Origin of the sequence: Paenibacillus sp. F4, from assembly GCF_002894905.1 — a bacterium.
Classification (GTDB): domain Bacteria; phylum Bacillota; class Bacilli; order Paenibacillales; family Paenibacillaceae; genus Paenibacillus; species Paenibacillus polymyxa_B.
The window spans coordinates 212,037-229,990 of record NZ_POVS01000015.1 but is presented as its reverse complement, the minus strand read 5'-3'; the positions used below and the strand labels follow the sequence as shown (position 1 = coordinate 229,990).

General features: G+C 45.6%; 19 protein-coding genes. 8 read left to right on the top strand and 11 right to left on the bottom strand.

What is annotated here, in order from left to right:
- Genes nikB through C1T21_RS18000 form a run of 5 tightly spaced genes read left to right on the top strand, consistent with a single transcriptional unit; the run spans window position 1 to window position 4,753 of the window.
- Window positions 1-945, top strand: coding sequence for a nickel ABC transporter permease (gene nikB, locus C1T21_RS18020; protein WP_103049222.1), 945 nt, complete (start codon window positions 1-3; stop codon window positions 943-945).
- Complete coding sequence (gene nikC / locus C1T21_RS18015) at window positions 942-1,796, top strand: nickel transporter permease (RefSeq protein WP_103049221.1); 855 nt, start codon at window positions 942-944, stop codon at window positions 1,794-1,796. Before nikB ends, nikC begins: the two co-directional genes overlap by 4 nt.
- A gap of 8 nt (window positions 1,797-1,804) precedes the next feature.
- Window positions 1,805-2,641, top strand: a complete 837-nt coding sequence (locus tag C1T21_RS18010; RefSeq protein WP_103049220.1) for an ABC transporter ATP-binding protein — start codon at window positions 1,805-1,807, stop codon at window positions 2,639-2,641.
- The gene (locus tag C1T21_RS18005) at window positions 2,634-3,476 is read left to right on the top strand and encodes an ABC transporter ATP-binding protein (protein ID WP_103049219.1); all 843 of its coding nucleotides are present in this window, start codon (window positions 2,634-2,636) and stop codon (window positions 3,474-3,476) included. Before C1T21_RS18010 ends, C1T21_RS18005 begins: the two co-directional genes overlap by 8 nt.
- Window positions 3,443-4,753, top strand: coding sequence for an MATE family efflux transporter (locus C1T21_RS18000; protein WP_103049218.1), 1,311 nt, complete (start codon window positions 3,443-3,445; stop codon window positions 4,751-4,753). The genes C1T21_RS18005 and C1T21_RS18000 overlap by 34 nt, the downstream gene beginning before the upstream one ends.
- Window positions 4,754-4,877: 124 nt before the next feature.
- On the opposite strand, the gene katA is transcribed toward C1T21_RS18000, so the two are convergent.
- The 5 genes from katA to C1T21_RS17975 form a co-directional block, all read right to left on the bottom strand.
- Window positions 4,878-6,335, bottom strand: a complete 1,458-nt coding sequence (gene katA, locus C1T21_RS17995) for a catalase KatA (protein ID WP_103049217.1) — start codon at window positions 6,333-6,335, stop codon at window positions 4,878-4,880.
- A 288-nt stretch (window positions 6,336-6,623) separates the two neighbouring features.
- Window positions 6,624-7,226, bottom strand: coding sequence for an adenylyl-sulfate kinase (gene cysC / locus C1T21_RS17990; RefSeq protein ID WP_103049216.1), 603 nt, complete (start codon window positions 7,224-7,226; stop codon window positions 6,624-6,626).
- Window positions 7,227-7,286: 60 nt separating this feature from the next.
- Window positions 7,287-8,186, bottom strand: coding sequence for a TIGR02452 family protein (locus C1T21_RS17985; protein WP_103049215.1), 900 nt, complete (start codon window positions 8,184-8,186; stop codon window positions 7,287-7,289).
- A 5-nt stretch (window positions 8,187-8,191) separates the two neighbouring features.
- On the bottom strand, window positions 8,192-8,674 hold the full coding sequence (locus C1T21_RS17980; RefSeq protein ID WP_103049214.1) for a riboflavin biosynthesis intermediates N-glycosidase: 483 nt from the start codon (window positions 8,672-8,674) through the stop codon (window positions 8,192-8,194).
- Window positions 8,675-8,702: 28 nt separating this feature from the next.
- A complete protein-coding gene (locus C1T21_RS17975; protein ID WP_103049213.1) occupies window positions 8,703-9,608 on the bottom strand; it encodes an NUDIX hydrolase in 906 nt (301 codons plus the stop codon).
- Between the two features lie 292 nt (window positions 9,609-9,900).
- Between C1T21_RS17975 and C1T21_RS17970 the strand changes: the two genes are divergently transcribed.
- Window positions 9,901-10,203: a hypothetical protein gene (locus C1T21_RS17970; RefSeq protein WP_180984610.1), complete on the top strand. Its 303-nt coding sequence runs from the start codon at window positions 9,901-9,903 to the stop codon at window positions 10,201-10,203.
- A 109-nt stretch (window positions 10,204-10,312) separates the two neighbouring features.
- On the opposite strand, the gene C1T21_RS17965 is transcribed toward C1T21_RS17970, so the two are convergent.
- Window positions 10,313-11,371, bottom strand: a complete 1,059-nt coding sequence (locus C1T21_RS17965) for a DUF1835 domain-containing protein (RefSeq protein ID WP_103049212.1) — start codon at window positions 11,369-11,371, stop codon at window positions 10,313-10,315.
- 135 nt (window positions 11,372-11,506) lie between these two features.
- Between C1T21_RS17965 and glsA the strand changes: the two genes are divergently transcribed.
- Window positions 11,507-12,445 (top strand): glutaminase A, encoded by a 939-nt coding sequence (glsA, locus tag C1T21_RS17960; RefSeq protein WP_028541640.1) that lies wholly within the window; start codon window positions 11,507-11,509, stop codon window positions 12,443-12,445.
- Between the two features lie 72 nt (window positions 12,446-12,517).
- Here the strand turns inward: glsA and C1T21_RS17955 are convergent, their stop codons facing one another.
- Together C1T21_RS17955 and C1T21_RS17950 are read right to left on the bottom strand one after the other, a co-directional pair.
- Entirely contained in the window at window positions 12,518-13,384 is an 867-nt protein-coding gene (locus tag C1T21_RS17955) for a VOC family protein (RefSeq protein WP_103049211.1), read from the bottom strand.
- Between the two features lie 48 nt (window positions 13,385-13,432).
- Window positions 13,433-13,846: a DoxX family protein gene (locus tag C1T21_RS17950; protein WP_103049210.1), complete on the bottom strand. Its 414-nt coding sequence runs from the start codon at window positions 13,844-13,846 to the stop codon at window positions 13,433-13,435.
- 269 nt (window positions 13,847-14,115) lie between these two features.
- Between C1T21_RS17950 and C1T21_RS17945 the strand changes: the two genes are divergently transcribed.
- Window positions 14,116-14,655 (top strand): helix-turn-helix domain-containing protein, encoded by a 540-nt coding sequence (locus C1T21_RS17945; protein ID WP_103049209.1) that lies wholly within the window; start codon window positions 14,116-14,118, stop codon window positions 14,653-14,655.
- 98 nt (window positions 14,656-14,753) lie between these two features.
- On the opposite strand, the gene C1T21_RS17940 is transcribed toward C1T21_RS17945, so the two are convergent.
- From C1T21_RS17940 to C1T21_RS17930, 3 genes are all read right to left on the bottom strand, one after another.
- Window positions 14,754-14,942: a hypothetical protein gene (locus C1T21_RS17940; RefSeq protein WP_258012523.1), complete on the bottom strand. Its 189-nt coding sequence runs from the start codon at window positions 14,940-14,942 to the stop codon at window positions 14,754-14,756.
- A 154-nt stretch (window positions 14,943-15,096) separates the two neighbouring features.
- Window positions 15,097-16,218 carry a phosphodiester glycosidase family protein gene (locus C1T21_RS17935; protein WP_103049208.1) on the bottom strand — a complete coding sequence of 374 codons (1,122 nt, stop codon included), beginning with the start codon at window positions 16,216-16,218 and terminating at the stop codon, window positions 15,097-15,099.
- Window positions 16,219-16,439: 221 nt separating this feature from the next.
- Window positions 16,440-17,906, bottom strand: coding sequence for a potassium/proton antiporter (locus C1T21_RS17930; RefSeq protein WP_103049207.1), 1,467 nt, complete (start codon window positions 17,904-17,906; stop codon window positions 16,440-16,442).
- Window positions 17,907-17,954 lie beyond the last annotated feature (48 nt).

Here is a 17,954-nt window from a genome sequence, read left to right as displayed (position 1 = left end):
ATGTTTAAATCCATCGCCAAAAAGTTTCTTGAACTGGTTTTGTTCTTTCTTATTCTTTCCTTTGTGAGCTTCTGTCTGCTTAAGCTTGTTCCGGGCGATCCCGTCCGGAGCATTCTCCGAGTCGATGATGTAGCTGTGTCCAATCAGCAAATAATGGATATGCGCAGTCAACTGGGGCTGGATCAACCATTGCCTGTGCAATATGGTAAGTGGCTGGTTCAGTTGCTTCAGTTTGATTTTGGACAATCTTATTTAACCCATCGTCCGGTATTCACAGAGTTTATGGAAAAACTGCCCTATACGCTGCTGCTGACCGGAGGCTCCCTGTTCATTATGCTGCTGATAGCTCTCCCTTTGGGAACGATGGCAGCGCTATACCGTAACCGCTGGATTGACAGAACCAGTCGTGTGTTTGCCTTAATCGGCTCCTCGATTCCCAGCTTTTGGCTGGGGCTTTTGTTTATCGAATGGTTTGCAGTTAAATTGCGCATTTTGCCGTCTATGGGTGAAGGAACCGCTTTTCATTTGGTACTCCCTTCTCTTACCTTGGGATTGGCAATGGCGGCCGTTTATGTACGAATGATCCGCGCAAGTCTGATTGAAAGCTCGGGACAAGATTTTATCAAAGCGGCGCAAGCGCGTGGAATCAGCCCCATCCACATTTTTTTCAGACACATGCTTCGTCACAGTCTAGTTCCGCTCATTACGGTATTCAGTGAGAGTATAGGCAGCCTACTGGGAGGCACAGTCGTAATTGAAGTGCTATTCGCCTATCCGGGGCTGGGCAAATGGATTGTGGATGCCATTGCTGCAAGGGATTACCCCATAATTCAGGGCTATACCGTATTTATGGCTGCATTCATTGTATGTATCAATATCTTGGTAGAGCTGTCCTACCGTTGGGTCAATCCTGAAATCGCTTTGAAGGAGAAACGTTTATCATGATAAAATCCGTACATGCGGAAAACAGGCAGCTCACTAGAACACGATTGTCCAAAACATGGATCGTGTCGCTCTCCATCCTGCTCATTCTTGCAGCAATTACAGTCGTTCCGTTTCTTGCACCGCAAGATCCGTATCGTATCCAGATGGGGAATCGACTACAATCGATCAGCGCTACGCACTGGCTGGGAACGGATCATTTGGGCAGAGATGTACTATCTAGAGTCATAGCTGGACTTCGGACGACTGTCGGAACCAGTTTGTTGATTTTGGCCGTTTCGCTGGTTGTCGGGGTCCCTCTTGGTCTGCTTTCAGGATTTATTGGAGGTTGGATGGATCGTGTATTCAAACGGGTGGTTGATGCCTTCATGACATTACCTGATTATATTTTTGCCATTGTACTGAGCGGTTTGCTCGGACCAGGCTTAGTAAATCTTATTTTCGCGGTGACTGCGGTAAAATGGGTTGGTTATGCACGCCTGGTGCGTAGTACCGTTCTGGCTGAAAAGCAAAAGGATTACATTTCGTTATCCATACTGGCGGGTACCTCCTCCCTGCGGATTGTCATGCGGCATATTCTCCCCCATGCAATTGGGAATGTTCTTGTGCTGGCTACGCTGGATATCGGCAAAATCATTTTAATGATTGCCTCCCTATCTTTTTTGGGCTTAGGTCCACAGCCGCCAATTCCCGAATGGGGTACTATGTTGAATGAAGGACGAGCGTATTTTCAAATGGCTCCCCACCTGATGCTGGTTCCAGGGATAGCTGTCGTGCTAACAGTGCTACTGGCGAACGTATTTGGAGACAAACTGCGCGACCGTTATGATATTAAAACCCGGACAGAGGAGTGAACTGGCACATGCTGACTATTGAAGGCTTAACGATTCGGACAAATGCAAAAACGATTGTAGAGCAACTGGAGCTTGCCATTCGTCCGGGGGAATGGTGTGCTCTAGCCGGCGAAAGCGGTAGCGGCAAAAGCATGACGGCGTTTGCTATCGGCGGCCTTCTCCCCTCTTCTGTTACAGCGGAAGGAATCATTGCGTGGAAGGACAATAATTTGCTGGATCTATCCGCTAAACAAAGACGTTCTTTGCTTGGTAGTGAAATATCTTACATTTTTCAAGACTACCACGGGGCTTTCACCCCCTTTCTGCGTGTGGGCAGCCAACTGGACGAGCTGATGCGCGCCCATGGCAAACAAGATCGCAAGGCACGTAAGCAACGCTGTATCGAGGTGCTGGAGCGCGTACAACTTCCCGCCGAGCGCGTGTACCGCAGCTATCCGTTCCAGCTCAGCGGCGGTCAATTGCAACGGGCAGCTATTGCGGCTGCACTGCTACTGGAGCCGAAGTTGCTTATTGCCGACGAGCCTACAACCGCGCTGGATACGCTCACAGCTCATCGGGTGCTCCAGCTCATTGACCAAATCCGGACGGAAACGGGTATATCCGTCTTGTGGATCACTCACGACCTGCGTCATGTACGCAAGTATGCAGATCGAATCGCAGTGATGCGCGAAGGTTCACTAGTTGAAACTGGTGAAACGCAAGCGGTGCTGAACCATCCGGCCCACCCGTATACTCGTCGTCTACTGGCGGCTATTCCACCGCTGTCTCCGGGCGCTCCAGCACGTTTGCCTTACAACAGTACTGAAGAACAGAACGCATTGGAAAGGAGCGCTTTACATGAATAATCAAGCCGCCTGCGCTCAGCGGCAAGACACGTCTAATCCTGTCGTGACCGTCTCCGGTTTGACGAAGGCTTACGCTGGAGGCAAAACGGTGCTGCAAGATGTTGCTCTGACGATCTCCTCCCGAGAATGTCTGGGCATCGTCGGGGAAAGCGGCAGTGGGAAAAGTACACTCGCTCGCTGTATTTTGACATTGGACCCATTTGATCAAGGTGAGCTTAGACTGGATGGACAGTCTATCCGAGGGCTAAAGCGGAGCGAATTAAAACGGATTCGCAGCAGGCTGGGTGCAGTATTTCAACATCCATCTGCGGCTTTGAACCCCAGACTAACCATCCTGCACTCCCTGCTGGAGCCACTGGACCAGCTTAAGTACTATGTTCCTTCCTTTATGGCGGGTATGTCCTCAGAACGTCGGGATATAGCAGAACATTTGCTTGATATGGTAAAGCTTCCAGCCAGCTATCTGGACAAGTTTCCACATCAGCTCAGCGGTGGGGAAAAGCAGCGTGTAACTATCGCACGTGCCATCAGCACAGAGCCGGATTTTATCGTATTGGACGAGCCAACGGCTAGTTTGGATGTGACTACACAAGCCACCGTTTTAAATCTGCTCAAGGATTTGCAGGATGAGCTAGGACTGGCTTATCTGTTTATCTCACATGATCTGGCGGCTGTGCACTTTATGAGTGATCGAATCATGGTCATGAAAGAAGGCAGTGTGGTTGAGCATTTTCCCAAAGAAGCATTATTTCATTCGGATCGCCATCCTTATACACAATCATTACTGGAGGTTTTTTCAACATGTTGCCTTCCCACCGAGCCTATCTTGCTTTAGCTATCCCTTTAATTATTTCGACGATTACAACCCCGCTGCTCGGTGCGGTGGATACAGCTGTAATCGGTCATTTGAGCCATTCCGCGTATTTAGGCGGTGTAGCGGTGGGCACTCTTATTTTCAATACTTTATATTGGCTGTTTGGCTTCCTGCGAGTCAGCACATCAGCTTTCACGGCACAAGCCGCGGGGGCACAAAATAACGACCAGAGCATAGCTGCTCTCATGCGCCCACTGGCCATTGCTTTACTCATTGGTGCGGTATTCATTGTGTTACAAAAGCCAATTCTGCTAGCTTCTCTTCAGCTTATCCATCCGGCTCAGGATGTGGCGGCGCAGGCAGCAATTTATTTTAACATTCGTATTTGGGGAGCCCCTCTTACATTGGTGAACTATGTGCTGCTCGGCTGGCTGATGGGATTGTCCCGTGTGAAGGCTACATTATTTTTGCAAATTACAATGAACGTAATCAATATGGTATTAGCTATTGTATTTACACAGATGATGCATTGGAATGTCACTGGTGTAGCAAGCGCTACTCTGATTGCGGAAGCTCTTGCATGTGTATTGGGTCTGGTCCTGGTGTTCCGCTCATCGATTTGGAAAGAATGGAAGCACAGCGGACAGATGAATTGGCGAGGTTGGTTTGGAGCTTCAGAGTTGAAAAGTGTCATGGCAACAAACCTTGATCTTATGATTCGTACAGCCTGTCTGCTGACGATGTTTAATCTGTTTACGGCGCGCAGTGCGAGCTTTGGAACCGATCAATTGGCGGCGAACGCTATTTTGTTGCAGATCCATTATATTATGGCTTACTTTTTTGATGGGTTCGCCAACGCCAGTAGCATCATGACGGGTCAGGCTCGGGGGGCCGGGGATCGTAAAATGCTGCAAAGAGTTATTAACTTGTCCTGGTTCTGGACACTGGTGACCAGCGTAGTGACCGGAGGATTGTATTTCGCACTGAAAGAGCCGCTTATCTCACTATTTACGGATAATGCTACAGTGATTAGTCTTACAGGCCCTTATAATAGATGGCTTGTGGTCTTTCCGCTGGCAGCCGGGCTGGGACTGGTATTCTACGGTGTGTTTACGGGAATGACGGTAACGTATCCCATTCGTAATTCGATGATGATTTCATTGCTCTGCTTTTTGATCGCTCTCTTCTGGTGCGTTCCCCATTATGGGAATCACGGACTTTGGCTATCCTTTATCGTGTTTGCACTAGGACGGTCACTGTTTCTTGTAATCTATTTACCTCGCTTGCAGAGGATATAATAGCACCTGATTTATATCGCTCTCAAAAACAAAGGATGTCCCATCCACCATGTACGTGGTGTTGGGACATCCTTTTATTATTTATTCATACGGGTTTATCAGATTAGAAGTTTGCAAAATCCTTTTACTCGCCTTGAGGAACGGTCAAGCCCAAACCTTCGGCTACACGACGTCCGTATTCAGGATCAGCTTTGTAGAAATGTCCGATCTGACGTAGTTTAATTTCATCATTTTCTACGGGCTTCATCGCATTTACGATGTTTCGGACCAGACGTGCACGCTCTTCTTCACTGAGCAAGCGGTACAGGTCGCCCGGCTGTGTGTAGTGATCGTGATGATCGTAGGCTACACTTTGAGCCTCGCCAGACACTTCAAAAGGAGCAATTTTGTGCGCAGGTGATTCTTTGGGTCCACCGAGACTATTAGGCTCATAATAAACAGATCCTCCGCCATTGCTGTCACTGCGTAATGCACCATCACGTTGGTAGTTCTGTACTTCCGCATGCGGACGGTTGATTGGCAACGAATTATGATTTGCACCTACACGGTAGCGATGTGCGTCGCCGTAAGCAAACAGGCGTCCTTGCAGCATTTTATCCGGGGATGCTTCAATTCCAGGAACAAATGAACCCGGAGAGAATGTCGCCTGTTCTACCTCAGCAAAGTAGTTCTCAGGATTGCGATTCAGCACCATGCGCCCAACCTCAATCAGCGGATAATCCTTTTGAGACCATACTTTTGTTACATCAAATGGATCAAAGCGGTACGTATCTGCATCTTCTACCGGCATAATCTGCACATGAAGTTTCCATGCAGGAAAATCACCTTTTTTGATGGCATTAAACAAGTCTTCTGTATGATAATCCGGATTTTCACCGGCAATTTTCGCAGCCAAATCCACATCAAGATTTTGCACACCTTGCTCCGTTTTAAAATGATATTTCACCCATACTGCCTGTCCTTCGGCGTTGACCCACTTGAACGTGTGACTACCGAAACCATGCATATGTCTAAATGTAGCTGGAATACCGCGGTCAGACATAAGGATACTTACCTGATGCAGCGATTCAGGAGATAAGGACCAGAAATCCCAGACCGCATTCGGGTTTTTCAGATGGGTTTGGGGATGACGTTTTTGCGTATGAATAAAGTCAGGAAATTTAATGGCATCCCGAATAAAAAACACAGGTGTATTATTGCCAACGAGATCATAGTTGCCTTCTTCTGTATAAAACTTCACCGCAAAACCACGCGGGTCGCGTACAGTATCGGACGAGCCCAGCTCACCCGCCACAGTCGAAAAGCGAATAAACATCGGTGTACGCTTGCCCACCTCAGACAAGAAGCTTGCTTTTGTAAATGCAGACAAATCATTAGTGACTTCAAAATATCCGTGCGCCCCTGCACCTTTTGCATGAACGACACGTTCCGGCACACGCTCCCGGTTAAAATGCGCCAATTTCTCCAGCAGATGCACATCCTGAATTAGTGTGGGGCCCCGTGAGCCTGCTGTGATCGAATTTTGATTATCTCCAACAGGAGCGCCCCAGCTTGTGGTCAGGTTCGTTGGTTGGTTACTCATGATTGACATCACCTCTTGAATGAATTGGTTGACTATGTGCCTTTCACTATAAATTGTGCACAAACAAAAATCAATACTTTTTTATAATTATTATAATATAGGATTTAGAATTAGTTTAAAATCATAAATAAAAAAGCAAGCCCTATAAGGCTTGCCGTATATGCAGTACTGTATTTATTCACCAATTGGTATGCTTCATTTTTACTTTCTGTAATGATTACTTGATCACTTCTCGAAGCTTTGCCATGGAGGCTTTCAGACAATATTCATGTAGAATTCATCATAAAATCATAATAGCAGCTGCTTCCTATCAAGAAAATCCAAGATATCCTGAACCGATTGGATTACCTCCCGGTCTTCAGTGGATACGATTAGATCCGGTTCCAGCGGTGCTTCATAGGGAGCATCAATCCCCGTAAAATGATGAATTTCTCCGGCACGTGCTTTCTTGTACATTCCTTTTGGATCGCGTCGCTCACATTCCTCCAGGCTGCACTGTATATAAATCTCATAGCAACCTTCCTGCTGTAAAATGTCCTTTACCATTTCACGATCTTCACGATAAGGGGAAATGGTGGCGCAAATCGTTAGAACACCCGCATGTGCCATTAGCTTTGCAACTTCAGCAATACGGCGGATATTTTCTTTACGGTCAGCGGGCAGGAAACCTAGATTCCGATTTAAACCATGCCGAACATTATCCCCATCCAAAATAAACGTGTGTATGCCTCGTGCGTATAACGCTTTTTCAAGTGTGGAGGAAACCGTTGATTTTCCCGAACCAGAGAGCCCCGTAAACCAAAGCACCGGACTTTTATGGCCATTCAAAAGCTGACGCGCTTGCTTATCAATATCGGACACATGCCAGGTTATGTTCGAAGATGGATTCATTCAGCACCTTCCTTTTTCATGAGATATTATAGTAAACAGTTTTTATGCACTGCCTTCGCTTCAAGAAAGAACATTTTTAAAGCTGTTTAAAGTATGTTGGTCTGCTTTGTGATCCAATACTGCAAAAACAATCCGGTCAAACAGCAAACCATATCCTTCATCTACAAGCACTTGCTTGAACCAGAGGGCAACCTCTTCTGGCTTATTGCGAAATACCCCGCAACCATAGGCTCCCAGCACAAGATGTTCTACGCCGTTTTGCTTAGCCATTCCAAGAATGTAACGGATCCGCTCCAGCATCACTTCACCAATCCGATTCACCTGCTCTGGTTCCCGTTCTCGCACAACTCCAGCATTTACAGCAGGTGCGGTCAGGAAATCGACTTGATACGGCTTCTCCAACAATGTCCCCTGATCATCCCGAAATACCGGAACTTCAGGCGAATAAATCATATAATCTGAATAAAAACAGCTCCGCAGCTTCCGATTATGTCCATACATCTCTTCCATTTGTGAAATGCAAGGATACAACGCTGACGAACGAGCCAAGCTTTCTTCTTGAGCCTGGCTACCTCCGAGAAATCCACCTCCCGGGTTTTTGGCTGATGCAAAATTCAAACACGCCACGTGGGTCAGCTTCTCCTCTACCTGGAGTCTGTATGCCGCCTGTAACGTGCTTTCTCCCGTAATTTCCAATTTTGCAAGAATCGTCAGTTCTTCTATACGGGAAGAAGGCCCCATTATATTTTTTATTCTTTGCTCTGCCTCTTGTTTTACAGCTATCAGCTGAGAAGGTGTATATAACTTCGAGTCTGTGACCGCATTTCCTATCTCTTTTGTCATATTTACTTGAACCTGTTTGATATTCGTATAATACCCATATTCCAAAATGGATAGTGTTTCCTGCGCCATATGCGATCGAGCCTCCCGGTTGCTCCGGGAATTCATTGTATTTTTCATGATGACTATACCTCCTTTTGCAATACATCCTCACGTAAATTCGTCAATATTTCTCCTAGCCAGTTCGTGCCACGCCATAGCTTGCGATTCCGTATACGAGCATCGCTCTCAGCTAAGCCTACACCCCAAATGGTGTCGGTCGGACTAGCCTCAACCAGAGTGGTTCCTTTCGTTTTAAGCAGGTGCTTGAGCAAATTCGGATTTTGTGTAAACTTGGCGTAATTACCGTCATACACAAATTGCCGGCAATTGGCCTCCCACAAGGATTGGTCAAATCCGCGCACACTGCGGCCCCGGGCTTTTTGCTCCCTTGGGGTGGGGGCTTGCATAATTTTCAGGCCCGCTTCTTCATCCCCAAAAAGCTGTGCTTTTTTTAACATCATATATTGCTCGGCACAGTTAAACTCCAATCCATCCACGACAAAATCAGAAGGATACCATTGCGAAAACGGCGAATGACTGCGATAAAAAAACGTAAACTTTTCCATGAAGATTCCTCATTTCATATTCCTTATGCTACATAAAACGCGACCGAGGCTTAAATCGGTATAACTTGGACGGACGATGTCCGGCCGCCTTTCTATACTCATTGGTTTCTTCCACGAGATCAGCTATTTTGCGACGAAAAGCTGCGGCCAAGAGCTCCTTACCTAGAATAATTTCATACACTTGCTGAAGCTCACTCAGTGTAAATAGAGCTGGCATCAGGTGAAACGCGATATCTGTGTATTCTATTTTGCTGCGCAGACGCTCTATACCGTACGCAATAATTTTGGCATGATCAAAAGCAATTCCCTGTGACTCCAGCACTTCTCGCTTGATTTCAATGGTTTTCCCCTTAAGAATTTCAGTGATTTTTACTTTGGCTGACAGATGGATGTCCCCATGCTTCAATGTGATGTCAATGTCTTGTTCCCATGTGTAACCTTCCGGCTGATTCGTCCGCGTCTCCTGAGCTACGCTGTAATCAAGCTCAAACCATTGGGCATCAGCGGCATCATCCCCCGCCTGTACCTCCAAGGAATCGTGGTCCACCAATGCCATGTAAGCGCAGCTGATTACCCGCATACGAGGATCACGTGCCACATCTCCCCAAGTATATAGCTGCTCCATATAAATTTGGTCCACATTCGTTTCCGTTTTAAGCTCGCGTCGTGCAGCCTCTTCCAGACTTTCATTTATGCCTACAAAACCACCCGGCAACGCCCATTGCCCTATATAAGGATGCTCTCCTCTTTGGATCAAAAGAAGCTGGAGGGTCTTCTCAGGCAGCTTCCGGTAATTTTGTTGGAACTGATCCATTACCGTAAATAGCAGCATATCTACCGTTACGGATGGGCGCTCATATTCATTCGCATCATAAGCGGCCAAGAACTCCTCTTCCGTCAAGCCACTGTGATTATGTTTCGATCCATCTGTCACTTGCCTCACCTACCTGTTCATATATGGGTCATTTGTCGCTTTTAATTCAAAAGTGACGAATGCTCTATGTAACTTTTAATTTGAATCAATTGATAAAAACAAAATGTTAATATCAATACAGTAATATATAAAAACTGCTTCGTCAATAGGGTGTATAGTCCTATTTTTAATCATGTGATAGTACTATTAGACTGTTTACTGAATTTTACTTGTTGCATATTGTCATATCATGTATGATGTTTTGGTCAATATAGGAAACACAACATACTAATCACGTAGGGAGAAGATCTAATTGTCTAACCAGTTTAATCCGCAATACAATCAGCAAGGAGCACCCTCCAGACCAGCCCCTGTTTACCCACCTCCTGTATCATTCAAGGAGTGGATGATCAGTTTACTTCTGATGGCTATACCGGTAGTTGGACTTATTATGCTGTTTGTGTGGGCATTTAGCGGCTCGACTAATCCGAGCAAAGCTAACTATGCTAAAGCAGGCCTTCTTTGGGCAGCTATTGTAATCGTGATCTATATCATTATGGCTGTTGCTCTATTGCCTGCTATCATAAGTTCATTGAATTCAAGCAGCTACTATTGATTCTAATTACATAGCAAAATAACCTTCCGATGAATAGCCTGATACATCAGAAGGTCTTCAAATTAAACTGCCGATCTCGTCGGCAGTTTTTATTTGATCTCTTTTCGCTTTACTCTTTTATTTTCACAGCATAACGATTCATCATTCCCGGCATCCCCTGAAAATCAAGTTTGCCATAAGCGATCAACTGTTGAATCCGGTATTCCAAAAAAGTATCGCTTCTTGGCTGCGACCACTGCGTTAAAGCTTGACCTATTATTTTTCCGGTGTTCACAAATTCCAGATTATCAGCTAACTGTATCTGGCTAATCATATCCAGCAAGGCCTGATCCAAATAATCCTCCGGCACATGAACAATACGGTCATTGTCCCATAATCTCAGGACACTATCTTGCTCGCTAAGCTCCAACCACTCCCGTTCGTATTGACGTCGGTCTTCCATACACACCACATAAAGTTCATCTTCACTTCGCTTAATGAACCGTTCGATTTCTTTCGAATGCACCACGCCCATGGATAAAGGGAATGGACTCTCATTATATAAATAATCATCCGGCTCCCGCTCCAAGGTATCCGTGACATTAATGACTCGAATAGGTGTAGCTCTGTTGCGCAAGAGATATAATGCAAAGCGTAATCCAACCTGCTCGTCAGCATTAGAGCCACACCAGATCGTGATCGACTTATCATCCGGAATTTCACTAAGGGTAACCATCATCTGTTCAATACGCTGCTCCCAATTGGCGTAATGGAAAAACTCATAATGCATCATCCGTTCAGCCAACCAGCTGTGACGGTTTTCTTGTCCTTCTGATGTTTCCAGCCTCCACAATGGTCCTATGGAAAACTGATCATTAAAAGACAGAACGATACTCTCAAGCCGCAATCCTGCACCCGAAAGTCCTACCTTCATCGAGCCTGCGGCAGACTGAGAAAACAATAGATGCACATGCCTCTCCCGGGTGCGTTCATGCTCCAGACGCTCATTTCGGCTCGTTTCCACATCATTTGCCCACTGTTTCAATATGCGGTTAGCCCATTTAGGATTTTTGTCTGATAAGGCTGCAGCCTGCTCCAGTACACTACGTACAAAACCTCTAAGTCTTCGACCCTTAAAAACCTCATCATAGTCTTCATCAAAATTCGGTGCATTATGAGATAAAAACAAGTCACTACCTCCACTTATCAAATTCAATTCAAACTTGTCTTTCGACCAGAAATATCTTTAGAATAGGCGTATAGCTATCACTTCTTACTCTACAACAAAATACCACAGATTGGTTACTCGACTGGAGGAAAAGAAATGACATCGGAGTGGCAGAGATTACAAACCAAACTGCCGGAATGGGTAGAACAAAGCCGTCATGAGTATATTCATGGCAAGGTAGCAGCATATATTCCCGAACTGTCCAAAGCCCCGGCCGACGCGCTGGGTGTTGTTGTAATGAACGGTGCCGGTGAAACCGTAGTGGCCGGGGATACGGAAATCCAATTTACGATGCAAAGTATCTCAAAGGTATTTACGCTCATTCTGGCCTTGATGGATAATGGAGAGGACGTTGTCTTCTCTAAGGTGGGTATGGAGCCTACCGGAGACCGTTTTAATTCCATGCTAAAGCTAGAACTAGTTGAGCCGGGCATTCCGTTTAACCCACTGATTAACGCCGGAGCAATCGCAGTCTCCTCTCTGATTCGCGGGAACAGTCCAGAAGAGAAATTTGCCCGTGTTCTCCAATTTTTCCGCCTGCTTACCCACAATGACACATTGGAATATGATCAGGATGTCTACGATTCAGAATCAGCTACAGGCCATTTGAACCGTTCCCTTGCTTATTTTCTAATGGAAAAAGGAATTTTAAGAGGTCATGTGGAGGATGTGCTTGAAGTTTATTTCAGACATTGTGCTGTCAAATTGAACTGTACAGATTTAGCACGTATGGGACTTGTACTAGCCTATAACGGCCGTGATCCGGTGACAGGTATACCGCTGATTCCCCGCCGCTATGTACAGATCGCCAAAACATTTATGACGACATGCGGCATGTATGACGCCTCAGGGGAATTCGCCATTCAAGTCGGACTACCTGCCAAAAGCGGTGTATCAGGCAGTATTATGACGATGGTACCCGGACGATATGGCATTGGACTGGTTGGACCTTCTCTGAACCGTATGGGCAACAGTACAGCTGGTGTACACTTGTTGGAGAAGATGTCTCGGGATTTGGACTGGAGCTTGTTCTAGTATACGAAAAAAGGGGATTCCCAGCCTTTACGGCTTATAGGAATACCCTTTTTTTGTTACGTGCCTTCTTTGTTACGAGATTTGACCGTTAATCAGTTTAATTTGAATACGGAACGGATCAGCTACATACTTGGCGCCATCGCGTTCTTGCACTCCATAGCCTGCTGCCTCTAAACGAGCCACAATGGAATCCAATTCATTCTGATCTGGTACGATCAATTCAAAATAATCCAATCCGGCAGCGTGCTCAGGAGCTGGTGGGGCTCCTTCACCTGCCCATATATTCAAGCCCAAATGGTGGTGGTAACCACCTGCGGAAACGAACAAGGCTGAAGAGCCATACCGGCACGTAATGTCAAAGCCAAGCACATCGCAATAAAATTGCTGTGCTTTGAGCAAATTAGACACATGGAAGTGGACGTGCCCGATTACCGTTCCCTTAGGTAGTCCCTGCCAAGGTAGATTTTCGGAAATCGCAACCAAGTCTTCTGCATCCACGGGATCTGTTCCCATGATGTAAAATCCATTAGCATCCTTTTTCCATTGATCACGGGGACGATCTGCATAGATTTCAATTCCGTTATTATCGGGGTCATGGATATATAGAGCTTCACTTACATCATGGTCTCCCTGTCCGATTTCAATCTCATGAGCCAGCAGATTACGTAAGGACAGGCCCAGAGCTACACGGTTTGGTAGAAGAATAGCAAAGTGATATAACCCGGCAGCAGATTGACGCGGCAGAATAACTGCATTTTCAATATAGTTAAGGATCAGTAGCGCATGCTTCCCATCGACAGTCAATTCGGCGGTATTCGCCGTTTGACGCAGTAGCTGAAAACCAACGACCTCTGTATAAAATTGAATAGAACGCTCCAAGTTACTAACCTTTAATGAAACCTGCCCAATTTTGGTGTTGTCATGAATATGTGCTGTCATGAGATTTCCCTCTTTCTACATGGATTGGAGGACTAAAGCAATCAAAAATTATTTTTCTGTTGACTCACGACGGCTGAACAAAGAGTCCAGAGACAAGCGAGTCGTTGGTGCAAATACCAGATGAAGAGCTACCAGAATAAAAGCAATATCCAGCTCATAGCCAGCGCCTTGACCATTCCCCATCAACCCGCCGGACAATTTTGCTGTAAAAATGGCGCCGATCAAAACAATAACCAAAAGCCCAGATACATAGCGAGTAAGCAATCCAAGAATCAATGCAATCCCGCCAACCAACTCAATCACCGCAACGACATAACCTAGAAATCCTGGAACGCCAATGCTGGCAAACCAGCCTGCTACATTACCCAACCCCATTTGGAATTTAGCAATTCCGTGTGCCAAAAACAAAATTCCCAGCGCCACCCGCATAATTGTAGAAATGTTTCTGCTTGCTGAACTCATGTTTATCTCTCCATTCTGTTTGTTTATTACACTCATACAAGTGCATATGAATAATTAATTTATATTACTAATAATTTGGTTAAAAAAATAATCCTGTCTGAATCTATGCCACAACACATTAGTGTGAATCAAACTCGAATTATTAGTAATAGAAATAATTATTTTGTAATGTGAATTTATCATAAGAAACTATAGTCTGTCAACAAATTATTTGGTATGATAAATATTAAATTAGTATACATTATATTTCCTTAAAGGAGGAACGTTCTATGAGTATAGGATGCAACATACGCGCTGCTCGTAAACGTAAAAATTTATCCATCCAGCAAATATGCGAACGAACCGGACTATCGCAAGGGTTTATGAGTCAAGTAGAAAATAATAAAACCTCCCCTTCCATCGCTACATTGGACAGTATCGCTAATGCGCTTAAGGTCCCTCTCGCTTTTCTGCTTCTTAAAGATGAGGAACGGATGCAAGTGATTCGCAAGGATGAGCGCCGTAAAACCTTATATGGTAAAAACAACATTCAGGTTGATCATTTGGGAGGACAAGGAAACGTTAAAATGATGCTGGTGGACATGCCGCCAGGCTCGTCTACAGAAGAGGAGCACGCTCATGGAGGGGATGAGATTCATTTTATCTTGGAGGGCACGGTATATGTGGAGCAAGGCGAGGATTCGGCTACTCTGGAAGCAGGAGATTCCTTTAGCTGGAGAGCAGCTATCCCCCACTATGCCAAAAATGTGGGAGATAACAACGCCCGAATTCTGATCTCCGTCTTTCTCGAAGCAGATAATGACGCTTAATAGATACTTACGCAAGCACAAAGCAACAAAAGTACAAATTCCATCAAAAAAGCGCGTACCGGAAGTATCTTTACTTCAACGATCCGCGCTTTTATATTTTAACTTGCTATTGCTGCTCTTAACTTATTCCATCGCCTGCTGGGCATCTGTACGCGATTCCCACGGTCGTATTCCATCGTAAATTTATCAAAGGGAGCACCCACATACCCTTGATAGGTGACAAGTGGAAAACCGTCCTTCACTTCAACCAGACTCAGCACATCCCCACCTACTGCAAAATAGCGCAATGCTTCGCCTTGAGGGACATATAGACACTGGACAGAAGCTCAGTGTTAGGATTATGAGCTTCTATATAAGGATGGACAGAACGTCTGTCTAAACGGATTAGCGCTTTGCGTGCTGTCGCCAGATCTCCCTCGTATATTCTTGTTCATTCCTGATCTATCTCTTTTTGGCGGCGTCAATGTCTCCAGGATTCAAACCTTCCCATATGTTCGGGATACTAACGGTCTCTGGATGCTCAAATACGAGAAACGCAGTCGGCAAATACCGCTCTCCGTATTCAGAAGAAGGCTTGTTCACAATGGCATTATCCTTGACGAGCACCGTTGAGGAACCTCCATCCAGATTAGCACCGATAACCGCTCCATGTTTAAGCAAAATATTTTGCATATCATACAAGTTGGCACCAATACTGTACCCAGGCTGACGACCGTCGATGGTCACGAATATAATGGCCCCGTCTGCTCTTTGCCCCATTGCGGTACGAGGAGCAATTCCCCACCCCTCGCTTGCATTGCGAATCAGACCTTTCCCATTCACGATTAGGCGTGGTTGAAAAGTAACCGCTTCTTGCACATTCATTTTGGACAACTCGGACAACGAATAGTGACCGGCTATCATTTTTCCCTGTTTATCAATACCTACGATTTGAACAGAGGCATTTTTGCCCATATCATTGTAGTATATCTCGCCCTGGGAAATGACAACGCCAATCGGTTTAAAGCCATTCCCATTCCAGTTAGGATCGGCAAAGCCACCGCCATTTACGCCAGCAACAGCCCCTAAACGCTCGACCATACTAGATACCCTTTCTCCCCGACCGACCTTGGCAGGAACCCCGAGCCGAATTTTAGTGGGGTCATGAACCGTCATAACATAGCCATGATAGTTACGGCCCGATACCTCTTCCACTTCAACCAGCGGCGTTTGTTGTACTTTGGTCGGTATCAGATCAGGCAGATTGATTGTATGTCTGTCCTTCTCCTCACCCATCGCTTCAAAACGGGCCGAATATTCAGCCACACGTTTTTTCGCCTCTGCTTCCCCGATAAAGTACTTCGCCCAGTGACGATGTTGGGTCGTGATCAGCGTATCCGCAGCCAAATAGCGCATGTCCTTGCCAGATGACGTTAAGAACAACCACGCACCACCCCCTATTCCTGCTACCAGGAATACAATAAACAGTCGCAGTATAAAACGACCGAATTTTCCTTTTCGTTTCTTTTTTCTATTTTTCTGCCTGCGAGCTGCTGCACGCTTTGGCAAGACTTCCGGTTTCATTCATCATCTCTCCTGTTATTGGTGACTTCTATCTTATTCATCACTATGGCCCATCAAATGATCTGTAACGATAGGCAGCGACATCTAACGACAATATCATAAACTAATTTTGTAGAATGATAGTGTCAATTTTTTAACAGATTCATCCACTCTGAAAAAAACACAGGAAAAAGTCCTCCACATGAATGTGAAGGACTGTAATTAAGGGTACTCTACGCTTTTTACGGAGCAGCCTCCGGTTCGAGCAGCATGAACAGCTCTTTCATCTGCTGTCGCTTGAGTTTGGGACTAAGCACATACAATGTATCGCCCGGTTCAATCACCGTCGTGCCTCTCGGGGCAATAATTTGCTCGTTCCGAATGATGGCTGTGAATAAAATATCTTCAGGCAACTGTATATCCTGAATCGCTTTGCCCGCTATCGACATCCCATTTTGTACCTGAATGTGGTTGATTTCCGAAGTGGTTTTTCCCAGAGAAACTAATTCCAGCAGTGAAGGAGATGACGTCTCGTTAGGGTCCATCAAGCCAAGCTTCACCGCTAGCCACGAAATAGTGGTACCTTGAATAATCGCAGAAGTGAGCACGACGAAAAATACAACATTAAAAAACAAGGGTCCTACATCCATCTCATCCAGTAAAGGATAGGTTGCGAGTACAATAGGTACCGCCCCACGCAGTCCTGCCCAGGATAACAGTGTTTTCTCGCGCACAGAGTACCTGGAAAAAAGCAAGCTTAGGAACACGCCTATTGGACGAGCCACGAGCATGAGGATGAAGGAGAGCGCCAAGCTTTGCCACGCAATGCCCAGCAATTGATCAGGAAAGACCAATAGCCCGAGCAGGACAAACATCATAATCTGCACCATCCAGGCGAAACCATTGTTAAAATGGATAATGGATCGCTTGTAGGTCAAGTCGGAATTTCCCAAGACAATGGCCATGACATAAACCGCCAGCAATCCGCTTGCCTCCAGTAACGATGCCGCCGCATACGTCAAGACTGCAAATGCCAGAGCCATCACAGGATACAAACCGGATGAATCAAAATTCATTTTATTAATCGCATATACACCTATGCGTCCGAGTACAAAACCAACGACTAAACCAAAACCCATTTCCCATAAAAATAACAAGATATGTATCCAAATGGATTGCTCAGGGTGATGTATCAGCTCGATCAATGTTACCGTGAGAAATACAGCCATCGGGTCATTACTGCCGGATTCCGCTTCGAGCGTTGAGGTAATTCGTTTTTTGATGTTTTTACCTCCTAGAACGGAAAACACGGCCGCCGCATCGGTCGATCCGACAATAGCGCCAAACAGCATGGATTCCATCCAGCTTACGCCTAAAATAAACTTGGCGCATACGCCAATGACTACGGTCGTAATGATGACCCCTAACGTTGATAACGATAACGCAGGTCGAATAACCGGTTTAACGTCCGCAAACTTTGTCTGCATCCCGCCTTCAAACAAGATTACAATGAGCGCGAGAATGCCCACCAGCTGTGTGATAAAGGCATTATCAAAATAAATAAACTGACTGAGCACCATACCTACGGCAATAAACAAAACAAGCGCAGGCATACCGAAACGGCTGGAAAATTTGGTAGTCAGCACACCGACCAGCAGCAAGCTGGACAGCAAAAGCACAATCAAATTAATAAGGGTTGTCTGTTCCATACGGCTTCTCCTATCTTGAAAATAGATGTTCAATTTTTCGCCTTCTAT